This window comes from Kitasatospora sp. NPDC086801 (assembly GCF_044745805.1).
In the GTDB taxonomy this organism is placed as follows: domain Bacteria; phylum Actinomycetota; class Actinomycetes; order Streptomycetales; family Streptomycetaceae; genus Kitasatospora.
Genome location: NZ_JBIVAX010000020.1, coordinates 80159 through 93973, shown reverse-complemented (window position 1 = coordinate 93973; position 13815 = coordinate 80159). Strand labels below are relative to the sequence as shown.

16 protein-coding genes are annotated in these 13815 nt (G+C 73.8%); 7 read left to right on the top strand and 9 right to left on the bottom strand.

All coding sequences use genetic code 11. The annotated features are described in order from the left end of the window. The first annotated feature begins 11 nt into the window (after positions 1-11). Positions 12-584, top strand: a complete 573-nt coding sequence (locus ACIPLC_RS21655) for a DUF1003 domain-containing protein (RefSeq protein WP_400474663.1) — start codon at positions 12-14, stop codon at positions 582-584. Positions 585-640: 56 nt separating this feature from the next. After that, positions 641-1801, top strand: a complete 1161-nt coding sequence (locus tag ACIPLC_RS21650; RefSeq protein ID WP_063347929.1) for an Mrp/NBP35 family ATP-binding protein — start codon at positions 641-643, stop codon at positions 1799-1801. A 98-nt stretch (positions 1802-1899) separates the two neighbouring features. Here the strand turns inward: ACIPLC_RS21650 and ACIPLC_RS21645 are convergent, their stop codons facing one another. The 4 genes from ACIPLC_RS21645 to sigE all read right to left on the bottom strand — a co-directional run bounded on the left by ACIPLC_RS21645 (position 1900) and on the right by sigE (position 5140). Beyond that, the gene (locus ACIPLC_RS21645; RefSeq protein ID WP_400474622.1) at positions 1900-2577 is read right to left on the bottom strand and encodes a hypothetical protein; all 678 of its coding nucleotides are present in this window, start codon (positions 2575-2577) and stop codon (positions 1900-1902) included. A gap of 222 nt (positions 2578-2799) precedes the next feature. After that, on the bottom strand, positions 2800-3240 hold the full coding sequence (locus tag ACIPLC_RS21640) for a sec-independent translocase (protein WP_400474621.1): 441 nt from the start codon (positions 3238-3240) through the stop codon (positions 2800-2802). Between the two features lie 137 nt (positions 3241-3377). After that, entirely contained in the window at positions 3378-4415 is a 1038-nt protein-coding gene (locus ACIPLC_RS21635; protein WP_400474620.1) for a zf-HC2 domain-containing protein, read from the bottom strand. Then, entirely contained in the window at positions 4412-5140 is a 729-nt protein-coding gene (sigE, locus tag ACIPLC_RS21630; RefSeq protein WP_400474662.1) for an RNA polymerase sigma factor SigE, read from the bottom strand. The genes ACIPLC_RS21635 and sigE overlap by 4 nt, the downstream gene beginning before the upstream one ends. Before the next feature lie 312 nt (positions 5141-5452). Between sigE and ACIPLC_RS21625 the strand changes: the two genes are divergently transcribed. Further along, positions 5453-6061 (top strand): O-methyltransferase, encoded by a 609-nt coding sequence (locus ACIPLC_RS21625; RefSeq protein ID WP_400474619.1) that lies wholly within the window; start codon positions 5453-5455, stop codon positions 6059-6061. A gap of 172 nt (positions 6062-6233) precedes the next feature. Here ACIPLC_RS21625 and ACIPLC_RS21620 read toward each other — a convergent pair whose 3' ends face one another. Continuing rightward, positions 6234-6401 carry a DUF3117 domain-containing protein gene (locus tag ACIPLC_RS21620; RefSeq protein ID WP_014137929.1) on the bottom strand — a complete coding sequence of 56 codons (168 nt, stop codon included), beginning with the start codon at positions 6399-6401 and terminating at the stop codon, positions 6234-6236. Between the two features lie 296 nt (positions 6402-6697). On the opposite strand from ACIPLC_RS21620, the gene ACIPLC_RS21615 reads away from it, so the two are divergent. Then, positions 6698-7498 (top strand): enoyl-CoA hydratase-related protein, encoded by an 801-nt coding sequence (locus ACIPLC_RS21615; protein ID WP_400474618.1) that lies wholly within the window; start codon positions 6698-6700, stop codon positions 7496-7498. Between the two features lie 8 nt (positions 7499-7506). Here ACIPLC_RS21615 and ACIPLC_RS21610 read toward each other — a convergent pair whose 3' ends face one another. Both ACIPLC_RS21610 and ACIPLC_RS21605 read right to left on the bottom strand, forming a co-directional pair. Further along, positions 7507-8112 carry a DNA-3-methyladenine glycosylase I gene (locus ACIPLC_RS21610; protein ID WP_400474617.1) on the bottom strand — a complete coding sequence of 202 codons (606 nt, stop codon included), beginning with the start codon at positions 8110-8112 and terminating at the stop codon, positions 7507-7509. Then, complete coding sequence (locus tag ACIPLC_RS21605; RefSeq protein WP_400474616.1) at positions 8109-8534, bottom strand: DivIVA domain-containing protein; 426 nt, start codon at positions 8532-8534, stop codon at positions 8109-8111. Before ACIPLC_RS21605 ends, ACIPLC_RS21610 begins: the two co-directional genes overlap by 4 nt. 178 nt (positions 8535-8712) lie before the next feature. On the opposite strand from ACIPLC_RS21605, the gene folP reads away from it, so the two are divergent. Next, entirely contained in the window at positions 8713-9525 is an 813-nt protein-coding gene (gene folP / locus ACIPLC_RS21600) for a dihydropteroate synthase (RefSeq protein WP_400474661.1), read from the top strand. 13 nt (positions 9526-9538) lie between these two features. On the opposite strand, the gene ACIPLC_RS21595 is transcribed toward folP, so the two are convergent. Together ACIPLC_RS21595 and dapE are read right to left on the bottom strand one after the other, a co-directional pair. After that, the gene (locus ACIPLC_RS21595) at positions 9539-10348 is read right to left on the bottom strand and encodes a TIGR00730 family Rossman fold protein (RefSeq protein ID WP_400474615.1); all 810 of its coding nucleotides are present in this window, start codon (positions 10346-10348) and stop codon (positions 9539-9541) included. Positions 10349-10471: 123 nt separating this feature from the next. Next, positions 10472-11548, bottom strand: a complete 1077-nt coding sequence (gene dapE, locus ACIPLC_RS21590) for a succinyl-diaminopimelate desuccinylase (protein ID WP_400474614.1) — start codon at positions 11546-11548, stop codon at positions 10472-10474. Positions 11549-11694: 146 nt separating this feature from the next. On the opposite strand from dapE, the gene ACIPLC_RS21585 reads away from it, so the two are divergent. Then, on the top strand, positions 11695-12747 hold the full coding sequence (locus ACIPLC_RS21585) for a hypothetical protein (protein WP_400474613.1): 1053 nt from the start codon (positions 11695-11697) through the stop codon (positions 12745-12747). A 279-nt stretch (positions 12748-13026) separates the two neighbouring features. Beyond that, positions 13027-13794, top strand: coding sequence for a hypothetical protein (locus tag ACIPLC_RS21580; protein WP_400474612.1), 768 nt, complete (start codon positions 13027-13029; stop codon positions 13792-13794). Positions 13795-13815 lie beyond the last annotated feature (21 nt).

Genomic DNA, 13815 nt, shown 5'->3' with positions numbered 1-13815 from the left:
TCCAGAGCGAACTGCGGGAACTGCGGGAACTGCGCCAGCTGCGCGGCCGCGAAGGCGGCCGGGACCGGCGCGCCGAGATCTCCGTGGCTGGCCCGGCCCGCAGCCGGCTCGACCAGCCCCGCACCGCCCGGCCCGGCCTGATCTCCCTGCCCGCCTACGATCCGGAGGCGTTCGGCAAGCTCTCCGAACGGATCGCGCGATTCCTGGGCACCGGTCGCTTCATCGTCTGGATGACGGTGGTGATCATCATCTGGGTGGCCTGGAACACCCTGCTGCCGGACAGCGCGCGCTTCGACAGCTACCCCTTCATCTTCCTCACCCTGGTGCTGTCCCTCCAGGCCTCCTACGCGGCCCCGCTGATCCTGCTCGCGCAGAACCGCCAGGACAACCGGGACCGGGTCAACATGGAGCAGGACCGGGCCCGCAGCGACCGCAACATCGCGGACACCGAGTACCTGACCCGCGAGGTCGCGGCACTGCGGCACGGGCTCGGCGAGGTCGCCACACGGGACTTCATCCGCTCCGAACTGCAGTCCCTGCTCAAGGAGATCGAGGAGCGCCGGGAGGCCCGCGAGACCCTGTGACCGGCGGCACGCTACCGGCGGGTTAGGGGATCCCCCGAGCGCCGTACCATCAAGACATGGCCAACGAGACAGAGGTCGCGGCCGGCGTCACGGAGGAGTCCGTACGCCAGGCGCTGGCGACCGTCAACGACCCGGAGATCAACCGCCCGATCACCGAGATCGGCATGGTGAAATCGGTCGGGATCGCCGAGGACGGCGCGGTGCGCGTCGCGGTCTACCTGACCGTCTCCGGCTGCCCGATGCGCGACACCATCGTCACCCGGGTCCGCGAAGCCGTCGGCCGCGTCCCCGGTGTGACCGGCGTCGAGGTCGAGCTCGACGTGATGAGCGACGAGCAGCGCAAGGAGCTCTCCCAGCTGCTGCGCGGCGGCGCCCCCGAACGGGAGATCCCGTTCGCCAAGCCGGGCACGCTGACCCGGGTCTACGCCGTCGCCTCCGGCAAGGGCGGCGTCGGCAAGTCCTCCGTGACGGTCAACCTGGCCGCCGCGATGGCCGCCGACGGCCTGAAGGTCGCCGTCGTGGACGCCGACATCTACGGCCACAGCGTGCCCCGCATGCTCGGCGTCGAGGGCCGGCCCACCCAGGTCCAGGACATGATCATGCCGCCGCAGTCGCACGGCGTGAAGGTCATCTCGATCGGCATGTTCACCCCGGGCAACGCCCCGGTGGTCTGGCGCGGCCCGATGCTGCACCGCGCGCTCCAGCAGTTCCTCGCCGACGTCTACTGGGGCGACCTGGACGTGCTGCTGCTGGACCTGCCGCCCGGTACCGGCGACATCGCGATCTCGGTGGCCCAGCTGGTCCCCAACGCGGAGATCCTGATCGTCACCACCCCGCAGATGGCCGCCGCCGAGGTGGCCGAGCGGGCCGGCACCATCGCGGTGCAGACCCACCAGAAGATCGTCGGCGTGATCGAGAACATGTCCGGCATGCCGTGCCCGCACTGCGACGAGATGATCGACGTCTTCGGCACCGGCGGCGGCCAGACCGTCGCGGACGCGCTCACCCGCACCGTCGGCGCGACCGTCCCGGTGCTCGGCTCGATCCCGATCGACGTGCGCCTGCGCGAGGGCGGCGACGACGGCCGCCCGGTCGTGCTCGCCGCCCCCGACTCCCCGGCCGGCGCCGCCCTGCGCGCCGTCGCCGGCAAGCTCGGCGGCCGCCAGCGCGGCCTCTCCGGGCTCTCCCTCGGGCTGACCCCGAAGAACAAGTTCTGACGTCGGCGGACACCACGGGCCGGGTGCGGTGCACCCGGCCCGTTCGCCTCTGCCCGCAGCCGGTGACGGGACGTCACCGTGTCCGTCGGGGACCGACGTCAGGGCCGGGTGTAGGCGGTCAGGTCGGGGACGGTGGCGAAGCCGGCGCCGTAGGCGCTGACGCCGCGGCCGTAGGCGCCGAGCAGGACGCCGGGGGCCTCGCCGGCGAGCACCCAGCCGTACTCGGACTCGCGGTAGCGGAAGGGCTGCGGCAGGCCGTTCACCGGGAGGCTGAGGGTGGACCAGCCGGGGCCGGCCAGATCGTCGGCGAGGTCCCACGCGAGGGTGCTCTGCTGGTCCAGCCAGTCCTGGCGCAGCGCGCGGTCGAGCTGGCCGGGCCAGGTCGAGGCGAGCAGGCCCGAGCCGGCCAGCCAGGCGGCGGAGGAGGCGGAGGTCGCCTCCAGGGTGCCGGTGTTGTCGGCGCTGCGGCGGCTGTCCCGGCGGGCCACCGTGACCACGACCGCGAACCTGCGCATGTCGCGCGGCTCGTACTGCCTGGCCGGCTCCTCGCCGTGGCCGAGGGTGCCGTAGTCGACGTTGCCGGCCGCCCCGGCCCGGGGGCCGCCTGCGCCGGCCTGCATCAGGTAGCGGCGGCCGGTCCAGCCGTCGTCCAGGCCGTACCAGGGGAAGTCGGCGGACAGGTAGGGCACCAGCGGGTCCGCCGGGCCGGCCTGCCCGCCGACCACCGGGCCGCCGGCCGTGGCCGTCGTCCCCACCGCCTGACTCGTCGCGTCCATCCCCGGGCCTCCTCAAACACACGTTTGCCTGCCGTGGCGCGCTCCCATCGTGGCGTACCGCGGCGTTCCCGGGAGCCGCTCCTGGTCCGCGACAGCGCGGAACGTGACGGACGGCTCGGCGGGAACAATCAGCACAATAGCGGCGCGCACGCCACCGCCCCGCTCAGCCGGGCGGCCGGGCGGGGCGGTGGCGTGGTGGTACGGGGCGTGACCGGGGGCCGGTCAGGTCGCGTCGGGGTCGAACGGGGGCCGCTCGCCGGGCTGCAACGGCGCCCCGGCGGAGGCGGCCACCGGGGCGGCGGCGGCCTTCTCGAAGCTGACGCTGCCGTTGCGGCCGTTCACCGGCGCCGCCGGCTTGTCGTCCAGGACGGAGCGGATGTCGAGCGAGTCCTTCATCTCCTTGAGGCCCAGCGGGTCCTCCTCGCCGCCCATGAGCTGCTTGCGGACGAAGGTCTTGGGGTTCAGATCCTCGAACTCGAAGTCCTTGAACTCGGGACCCAGCTCGCTGCGGATGTCCTCCTTCGCGTTGTCGGCGAAGGAACGGATCTTCCGGATGAAGCCCATGGTGTCCTGGATCAGCTTCGGCAGCTTGTCGGGGCCGAAGATGATGATCGCCATCACGGCCAGGGTCAGGATCTCCAGCCCGCCCACATCGCTGAACACCTAAGCTCCCTAGCTCGTCGGACGACGGTCCCTACAGGGTAATGGCCATCGGCGGGTCCAGGGCCCACGCTGTGATGAAGCCGTGGTAAAGACCTGCCGATGGCCGAGGTCGTCGGCACCGGGGCGCGAGCGGCGTTCTAGCGGATCTGCTGGCGCAGCGCGGGCAGGCCGCCCGGGTTGCGGTCCGGGGCCGGCGGCGGCGTCGCGTCGCGGGTCGCGGCGACGGGGTGGGCCGGGAAGTCCACCGGGATCTGCGCGGTCATCGGGACCAGGCCCCCGGAGCGGCCCGTGCCGCCGGTGTTGCCGACCGTGCTGACCGGGTTGCCGTGCTGGTCCTCGCTCTGCGTGCCGAGGCCACCGACCCCGCCGAGCGTGACCGCGGCGACCGAGAAGGCGCCCGCGGCGGCGAAGACGAAGCGGCGCCCGCGCGGCGCGGCGGAGCGGACGGAGGCGGCGGCGGCCGCCGGACGGGGCCGGACGGGGGTCTCGGGGCGGGCCGCGGTCTCGGGGCGGCCGTTGCGCCGGGCCATCAGCGGCCGCAGCACCGCGCCGCCGCGCCCGAACGCCCGCGGGTCGACCCCGGGCACCGGGGTGTCGGCGCCGAGCGCGCCCGCGCCGAAGGAGGCGCCGGCGCCGCGGCCGAAGGAGCCGCCGGTGAGCCGGCTGCCGCCGAGCGTGCCGCCGGCCGCGACCCCGCCGCCGGGCAGGTCGTCGTCGTCACCGCGGCTGCCGCGGCCGACGGGCCAGCCGGCGTCCGCCGGATCGTCCTCGGGAAGGGCTCCGACGGCCATCAGGCGGGCCATCAGGCCGGAGGAGGGGCCCGGGGTGCCGGTACGGGTCAAGAGGTGCTTGACGGCCCGGCCCGCGTCGACCTCGGCGAGGCACTGCGGGCAGGTCGCCAGGTGGGCCTGGACGCGCTCGCGCGAGTCGTGGCCGAGTTCGCCGTCCAGGAACGCGGAGAGGCGCTCGCCGAGGTGGTGCTCCTCGGCGGCGGGCTCGGCGGGGCGCACCGGCACCGCGCGCAGCGCCGTCTCGCCCGGCAGCGGGAGCGCGGGCAGGACGGGCTCGCCCGGTTCCTCGGCGCCGCGGCGGCCGGGCAGGGCCCAGCCCCGCCTGGCCGCCGACCGGCCGGACGCGTCCGACTGGCCCGGCCCGGACCGGCCGGTTCCGCTCACGATCGCCTCCGTCCGCGCACACCCGGCGCGGGCGCGCCCTCGGCGGCGGCGCCGACCGGCACCGGCTCCTCCGAGCCCCCGCGGCGCTCGCGCCCGGGGGCCGAGCCGGGGGCACGGTGCTTGAGCGCGGCGCGCAGGTGCGAGCGGCCTCGGTGGATGCGGCTGCGGACGGTGCCGAGCTTGACGCCCAGCGTGGCGGCGATCTCCTCGTAGGACAGGCCCTCGATGTCGCAGAGCACCACGGCGGCGCGGAACTCCGGGGCGAGGGTGTCCAGGGCGTGCTGCACGTCGGCGTCGAAGTGGGTGTCGCTGAAGTGCTGGGCCGGGCTGGGCTCGCGGGAGGCGAGCCGCTCGGCCGCGTCCTCGCCGAGCGCGTCGAAGCGGATGCGCTGGCGGCGGCGGACCATGTCCAGGAACAGGTTGGTGGTGATCCGGTGCAGCCAGCCCTCGAACGTGCCGGGGGTGTAGGTGGACAGCGAACGGAACACCCGGACGAAGACCTCCTGGGTGAGGTCCTCGGCGTCGTGCTGGTTGCCCGTCAGGCGGTACGCGAGGCGGTAGACCCGGGCGCTGTGCGCCTCGACGATCTCCTCCCAGGAGGGCGGAGTCCAGGTCTGCGCGTCGGGGCCCTCGGTGAAGGTCGCGAGGGCGGGGGCCTCGGTGGTACCGGCGGCCGGCGTCGCGGCGGCGGGCTGGTCCAGGTCGGAGTGCGCAGGCTGGTTCATCACGGGCTTCGGCGTACGGGCCGACGCGGTGCCGCGGGAGTGCCGCCGCACGGGGACGTCGCCCTCGGCCACACCTCCTCGGTCGGCTCTTCTGCCCAGCAGGGCCACCACCATATCCACCTCACCCGTCAAGCCCGGATAAAAGTGCCCGGGAGGTCTCCCGTACCCGGTCCTTCGTCACAACGGCCCGCCGCCGTACGCGGTTCCCGGTCGGCCAGTAATCTGTGCCAGGAAATATCGACTTCCCTCGGCACCGGGCCGTAACCCGGGGCTCCGAAAGAGGCAGCCATCAGCGAGTTCGGGCCCGCGCGTGTGGCCCTCGCCGACACCTACGTCGGCGAGGACGCGGTGCTGACCTACGCCCGGGCGCAGTCCGCGCGCACCGGGATACGGGCGATCGGGCCCAGCGGCGGGGCGTGCCTGCGGCTGCTGGCCGCGGCACTGGACGCCAAGGCGGTGGCCGAGATCGGCACCGGGACGGGCGTCTCCGGGGTCTACCTGCTGCGCGGCATGCGGCCGGACGGCGTGCTCACCACGGTGGACTCGGAACCGGTGCGCCAGCAGTTGGCCCGCGAGGCGTACCACGCGGCCGGATTCGCGACCAACCGCTCGCGGTTCATACCGGGCCGGGCGCTGGAGGTGCTGCCCCGGCTCGCCGACGGCCAGTACGACCTGGTGTTCTGCGACGGCGACCCGGCCGAGTCCCGGGAGTACCTGCTGGAGGCGCTGCGGCTGCTGCGGCCGGGCGGGATGGTCTGCTTCGAGGGGGTGTTCCAGGAAGGCCGGCTGGCCGAGCCGGAGCTGCAGGACCCCCAGACGGGCGCGGTGCGCGACCTGGTCCGGGACGTCCGGGAGAGCGAGGCGCTGCTGCCGGCGCTGCTGCCGGTCTCGGACGGGCTGCTCTGCGCCATCAAGCGGTAGGGCCGTCAAGCGGTAGGGCCGTCAGGCGGTAGGGCCGTCAGGCGGTAGGGCCGTCAGGCGGTCTCGGCCGCCTGGCGCGCAGGGCCCCGGAACGTCGCGGGGCCCGGGCCGACGTGACGTCGTACCCGGGCCCGGCAGCACATCTCCAGGAGATGACGAGCACCCGCTGCGGTCAGCCGCAGGCCTTCTTCAGGGCCTCGCCGAGGGCGTCGGCCTCGTCAGGCGTGAGCTCCACCACAAGGCGTCCGCCGCCTTCGAGCGGAACGCGCATGATGATGCCCCGTCCCTCTTTGGTGACTTCGAGCGGGCCGTCACCCGTCCGCGGCTTCATGGCCGCCATGCTCGTTCCCCTTCCTGCAACCGCTCAGCTACGCACCGGCAGTCCGTCCACCGCCGGTATCGAACGCATTGATCGGAAGCCATTATCCCGCATGCCACGGCCTGATGACCAACATCACTCTCGGTGCAACATCGGCCGGACCGCCCCCAACCGCCGCAATTGCCGCCATAAGCCCCGGCGTGGCGGCGGTGCGCAGGCCGTCGGAAGGTGCGATACCTCACACTCCCCACCCGGCCGTCCGCTCCGGCATCCTGGCACACGACCGACACCGAGCCGATCCCGGGGAGCCCTCGCCCATGTCCGATTCCGTGCTGTACGAGCTGGACGGCGGCCTGGCCGTCATCACCATCAACCGCCCGGAGGCGATGAACGCCCTGGACGTCGCGACCAAGGTCGCGCTGCGGGACGCCGTGACCGCCGCGGCCGCGGACCCGGCGGTGCGCGCGGTGCTGCTGACCGGGGCGGGCGAGCGCGCGTTCTGCGTCGGGCAGGACCTGAACGAGCACCTGACGGCGCTGAAGCGGGCCGAGGAGACCGGCCAGAGCCCGCTGGGCACCGTGGCCGAGCACTACAACCCGCTGGTGCGGGCGCTGGCCGGGATGCGCAAGCCGACCGTCGCCGCGGTCGGCGGGGTGGCGGCCGGCGCGGGCGCCTCGCTGGCCTTCGCCTGCGACTTCCGGGTCCTCTCCGACCGGGCCGGCTTCAACACCGCCTTCGCCGGGATCGGCCTGACCGCCGACTCGGGCGCCTCCTGGACGCTGCCCCGGCTGGTCGGGCACGCCAGGGCCACCGAGCTGCTGATGCTGCCCCGGACGGTCAAGGCCGCCGAGGCGGTGGAGCTGGGCCTGGCCACCAAGGTGGTGCCCGCCGAGGAGCTCGCCGCCACCGCGCGGGGCTTCGCCCGGGAGCTGGCCGCGGGCCCCACGGTGGCCTACGGCGCCATCAAGGAGTCGCTGGCGTACGGCGCCTCGCACTCGCTGGACGAACTGCTCGACAAGGAGGACGAGCTGCAGACCCTGGCCGGCGAGAGCGAGGACCACCGGATCGCGGTCCGCGCCTTCATCGCCAAGGAGAAGCCGACCTACCTGGGCCGCTAGGCCGTGCCCTAACGGCTGCCCCGGCCCCCGAGCGCGGTGCGGACGTGGCAGTCCGCCAGGTGGTCGTCGACCAGGCCGCAGGCCTGCATCAGGGCGTAGGCGGTGGTCGGGCCGACGAAGCGGAAGCCCTCCTTCTTCAGCGCCTTCGCGAGTGCGGTCGACTCGGGCGTGACGGCCGGCACCTCCCCCATCGTGCGGGGGGCCGGCCGGTCCGGGGCTCCGGCGAACCGCCAGATCAGCGCGTCCAGACCGCCGTCCAGGTCGCGGGCGACCCGGGCGTTGGCGATGGCGGCCTCGATCTTGGCCCGGTTGCGGATGATGCCGGTGTCGGCGAGCAGCCGCTCCACGTCCGCCTCGCCGAACTCGGCGACCTTGGCGATCTCGAAGCCGGCGAACCCGGACCGGAAGCCCTCCCGGCGGCGCAGGATGGTCAGCCAGGACAGCCCGGACTGGAACGCCTCCAGGCAGACCCGCTCGAACAGGGCGTCGTCGCCGTGCACCGGGCGGCCCCACTCGGTGTCGTGGTAGGCCCGGTAGTCGTCGGTCGACTCGCCCCAGGCGCAACGGCGCAGGCCGTCCGCACCGAGCACCGCGCCCTCGGCGGGAGCGGTCACTGCTCCTTCACCGGCTTCGCGTCCTCGGGCCGCTCCTTGGTGAGCGCGACGGCCGGCTCGACCACCCTGGCGAACTCCTCCAGGCCGGGCAGCGGTTCGGCGCCGGCGTCCGGGCCGTTGGTCGCCTCGACCGCGCCGCGCAGGTGGGCGGCGGCCTCCAGTTCGGCGATCCGCGAGTCGCGGTAGGCGAGTTCGGCGCCGAGCCGGTCCAGGACGTCGTCGACCTCGTCCATCCGGTAGCCGCGGACGGCCATCGGCAGCCGCAGGTCGTCCACGTCCGCCTTGCTCAGCGGACGCTCCTGCGGCAGCCGGGCGGCGATGCGGTCCTGCACCGCCTCCGGCATCGAGCCGCCCCCGCCGAGCGCCACCAGCGCGGCGCCGCCGACCACCACGGCCATGGCGACCACGATCACCCAGAACACGAGCTGTCCTCCCGAACTCCCGGCCGGCCTGCTGCGAAGTGCCCCCGACCAAACTGATCATGACAGCATGGTCCCTGTGAGGCCGGGGGCCATCATCGCACCCGCAGCAGCTGTGGAGGAGACATCGGTGGCACTGCGCCTGGGACCGCGGGAATTCGGTGACGACGAGCTGGTGATCATGGCGATCGTCAACCGGACGCCGGACTCGTTCTTCGACAAGGGGGCGACCTTCGCGGACGAGGCCGCGTTCGCCGCCGCCGACCGTGCGATGGCCGAGGGCGCGGCGATCCTGGACATCGGCGGGGTGAAGGCCGGGCCCGGTGACGAGGTCACGGTGGAGGAGGAGCTGCGGCGCACCGTGCCCTTCGTGGCCGAGCTGCGCAAGCGCCACCCGGACGCCGTGATCAGCGTCGACACCTGGCGGCACGAGGTCGGCGAGGCGGTCTGCGCGGCGGGCGCCGACCTGCTGAACGACGCCTGGGGCGGGGTGGACCCGAAGCTCGCCGAGGTGGCCGCGCGCCACGACGTCGGGCTGGTCTGCACGCACGCGGGCGGCGCCGAGCCGCGCACCCGCCCGCACCGGATCGGCTACCAGGACGTGATGGCGGACATCCTGCGGGTGACCGTCGGGCTGGCCGAGCGGGCGGTGGGGCTCGGTGTGCGGCGGGACGCGGTGATCATCGACCCGGGGCACGACTTCGGCAAGAACACCCGGCACTCGCTGGAGGCCACCCGGCGGCTGCCGGAGATGACCGCGACCGGCTTCCCGGTGCTGGTCTCGCTGTCCAACAAGGACTTCGTCGGCGAGACGCTGGACCGGCCGGTGAACGAGCGGCTGCTCGGCACCCTGGCCACCACCGCGGTCTCGGCCTGGCTGGGCGCGCAGGTCTACCGGGTGCACCAGGTCGCGGAGACCCGCCAGGTGCTGGACATGGTCGCCTCGATCCGGGGCACCCGCCCCCCGGCGGTCGCCCGCCGGGGGCTGGCGTAGCCGGCCGGAGGACCTAGATCTCGTTGGTCGGCCGGCGGGCGTCGGCGAGGATCTTCATGACCTCGTCGATCTCGTCGGTGATGTGGAACAGCTCCAGGTCGTGCGGGGCCGCCTTGCCCTGCGCGACCAGGGTGTTCTTCAGCCACTCGTAGAGGCCGCCCCAGTACGCGCTGCCGAAGAGGATCACCGGGAAGCGGGTGACCTTCTTCGTCTGCACCAGGGTGAGCGCCTCAAACAGCTCGTCCAGCGTGCCGAGCCCGCCGGGCAGGACCACGAAGCCCTGGGCGTACTTCACGAACATCGTCTTGCGGACGAAGAAGTAACGGAAGTTCAGCCCGAGGTCGACGAACTCGTTGAGGCCCTGCTCGAAGGGCAGCTCGATGCCGAGGCCGACGCTGAGGCCGCCGGCCTCGGAGGCGCCGCGGTTGGCGGCCTCCATGGCGCCCGGGCCGCCGCCGGTGATCACCGCGTAGCCGGCCTCGGCGAGGGCCCGGCCGATGGCCATGCCGGCCTCGTACTCGGGAGAGTCGGCCGGGGTCCGGGCCGAGCCGAAGACACTGATCGCGGCGGGGAGTTCGGCGAGGGCGCCGAAGCCCTCCACGAACTCGGAGGTGATCCGCAGCACCCGCCACGGATCGGTGTGCAGCCAGTCGGTCGGGCCCGTGGTGTCCAGCAGTCGCTGGTCCGTGGTGCTCGTGCCGACCTGGTCCCGGCGCACCAGCACCGGGCCCTTCTGCTTCTCGGGCCAGGCCTTCTTCTTCCGCGGCACGCCGACCTGCTCGGGGCCGTGTCCGTAGTGCTTTTCGTCTCCTGTGCCTGTCATGACGAAACCCTACGCCCGGTGATCCCGCTTTTCAGGCAACAGGGGAAGGTCGGTTGGGCGACCGGAAGATGGCGCTCAGCCGATGATCGGCTGGTCCGACCGGCCGATCATCGGAGCGACACCTCAGCTGGTCAGCCAGGCCCGCAGCCGGTCCTCGGTCTCGGTGATGGCGCTCAGCGAGCAGTGCTCCTCCCGCTTGTGCGCGAGGTTCGGGTCACCGGGGCCGTAGTTGACCGCCGGGACGCCCAGCGCGCTGAACCGGGCGACGTCCGTCCAACCGAACTTGGCCCGGGCCTGGCCGCCGATGGCCTCCAGGAAGGCCTGGGCGGCCGGCTGGGAGAGCCCGGGCAGCGCGCCCGGGGCGAAGTCGGTGACGGTCAGCTCGAAGCCGTCGAAGACCTCGCGCACGTGCTTCTCCGCCTCCGCCTCGCTGCGGTCCGGCGCGTAGCGGAAGTTGACCGTCACGACGCACTCGTCCGGGATGACGTTGCCGGCCACGCCGCCGTCGATCCGGACCGCGTTCAGGCCCTCCCGGTACTCCAGACCGTCGATCTCCACCCGGCGCGGCCGGTAGTCCGCGAGCCGGGCGAGCACCTCGGCGGCGTGGTGGATGGCGTTGTCGCCGAGCCAGCTGCGGGCCGCGTGCGCGCGCACGCCGGTGAGCCGGATCTGCGCCCGCAGGGTGCCCTGGCAGCCGCCCTCGACGACCGCGCCGCTCGGCTCCATCAGCACCGCGAAGTCGGCGGCCAGCCAGTCCGGGTGCTCCTTGGCGAGGTGGCCGAGGCCGTTGCGGTGGGCCTCCACCTCCTCGCAGTCGTAGAACACGAAGGTGAGGTCGCGGTTGGGCTCGGGCAGGGTGGCGGCGAGCCGCAGCTGGACGGCGACGCCGGACTTCATGTCCGAGGTGCCGCAGCCGTAGAGCAGGTCCCCCTCGACGTGGGAGGGCACGTTGTCGGCGATCGGCACGGTGTCCAGGTGGCCGGCGAGCAGGACGCGCTCGGGGCGGCCGAGGGTGGTGCGGGCGACCACGTTGTTGCCGTACCGGTCCACGGTCAGGTGCGGGTAGCCGCGCAGCGCGGCCTCCACGGCGTCGGCGAGCGCCTGCTCGTCGCCGCTCACCGACGGGAAGTCGACGAGCCGGGCGGTCAGCGCGCCGCCGTCGAGAGTGAGGTCCAGGGGCGTCGGGTTCGGGCTGCTCATGGCGCCAGCCTAGTCCGCGCGGCATGTGCACTGCGTGGCGGTTCTGTGACACGGAACGTGACGGGTAGCAGCAACCGGGTGGCGCCGCACACCCGTCCGAGTGGGTACGGTGTCGGATCAAGAAGCAAGGCACGAGAGGGGCGACGGTGGCCAGGAGAAAGAGCGACGAGGAACTGGGCGAGGAGTTGGCGCCCCCCCGCCGCGGTCTACTGCGCGCGCTGCTGCTCGTGATCGTCTGCCTGCTCGGCCTCGCGCTGGTCGCGGGACTGGCCGTGGTCGGCATCTGGTGGTTCGGCTTCAAGCAGAGCGAGTCCGAGGGCTGCTCGGTGAAGACCGCGGCCGGCAGCGGCACGCTGGAGCTCCCGCAGGCGGCCAACGCCGCGACGATCGCCGCGGTGGCGCGCTCGCGCGGACTGCCGGACCGGGCGACCGCCATCTCGCTGGCCACCGCGATGCAGGAGTCCAAGCTGCGCAACCTCGCGGGCGGCGACCGGGACTCGCTCGGCCTGTTCCAGCAGCGGCCCTCGATGGGCTGGGGCACGGCGCAGCAGATCGGGGACCCGGTCTACGCGACCAACAAGTTCCTGGACGGCCTGGTCAAGGTGCCCGGCTACACCCGGCTGCCGCTGACCGACGCGGCCCAGGCCGTGCAGAAGAGCGGCTACCCGCAGGCGTACGCCAAGCACGAGACCAAGGCGACGCTGCTCACCTCGGCGCTGGCCGGCCGGGAGCCCGGTTCGTTCTCCTGCGTGGTGCACGACTACGCCAAGCCGGATCCGGCCGACTCGTCCTCCCCCACGGCGGGTGCCTCCGCCTCCCCGGCCGCCGCTCCGGACCGGGCCCAGGCACTGTCCGACCGGGTGCGCCGCGAGTTCGGCCGCACCGTGACCCCGGCCACCGGGTACGCCTCGACCATCAAGGGCGCCGAGAACGCGGTCTCGCTCACCCCGGACCCGTCCGCCGCCGCGCTGACCTCCTCGACCGACGGGACCGACGGCGGGATCAGCGCCGAGCGGGCGAGCGGCTGGGAGGTCGCCCACTGGGCGGTCGCCCAGGCCCAGCAGCTGGGCATCGCGACGGTCGCCTACGACGGGAAGATCTGGCGCAAGACCAAGTCGGAGGACGGCTGGCAGCCGCAGACCTCCGGAACGTCGACCAAGCTGGTTCAGGTCACCCTCGCCACGTCCGACAAGGGCTGACGCACTGACGTGCGGGTGGCCGCCGAACGGGTGAACCCGGTCAACCCCGGTGGACCGGGCACCCGCTGTGGCGGCCCTGGTGGAGAACCGTCACTCCCCTTGCCCGGGGCCGGGTCCACCGGGCCGGACGGGCCCCGCTGGACGCCGCCACGCCGGCCATACGATCCGATGGTCGGTCAGACACTTTCCTTGCCCAGGCCGAAACCTTCTGGCTTCTCAAGCGGTAACACCGTCGTCCGCCCGGCGGACATGACGGACCCAGACCCTTCGAGGAGCCCCATGTCTCACCCCCTCACGCGACGGATCGCCAGCGCCGCGCTGCTCGTGGCGGCCGGCGCGACCCCGCTGGTCGCGGCCGGCTCCGCATCCGCCCTGGGCGGCGACGCCCTGCTGCCCAAGAGCGACCTGGCCGCGCCGCTGGGCCAGCTGACCAACACCGACACCGGTTCCACCCTCCAGCACACCACCCACCAGCTGGGCCAGGCCGCCGGCACCACCGGCGCCGCCACCGTCGCCGCGGGCGTACCGGCCTCCGCCGACGCCGCCGGCAACATCGTCGCCCACCAGCTCCCCGAGGCGAACGAGAAGGCCAGCTCGCTGACCGCCCCGGTCGACCAGACCGCCGCCACCACCGGCCAGCTCTCCGCCGTCACCCCGAAGGTCGCCTCCGCACTGGCCGGCAAGCTCGGCGAGGCCGTCACCGGCAAGGGCGTCGGCACCCGCAGCGCCGCCGCCAGCCCGGTCGGCGGGCTCGCCCAGACCGGCTCCGTCGCCCAGGGCCTGCCCGGCGCGGACAAGCTCGCCGGCGCCGTCCCCGGCACCAACGCCGTCACCGACGCGCTGCCGCTCGGCTCCGTCGCGCGCGCGCTGCCCGCCCTGCCCGGCACCGACGTCCTGGGCCTGGCCGAGCACGGCTCGGCCAACCGCCTCGGCGGCGCCGACCTCGGCCCGAACAACCCGCTGTCCGGCCTCACCGGCGCGCTCGGCCCGATCGGCGGCCTGCTGGGCGGCGTGAACGGCGGCAGCATCAGCGGCCTGCCGCTGTAACCGCCCCGGGTACGGCGAAGG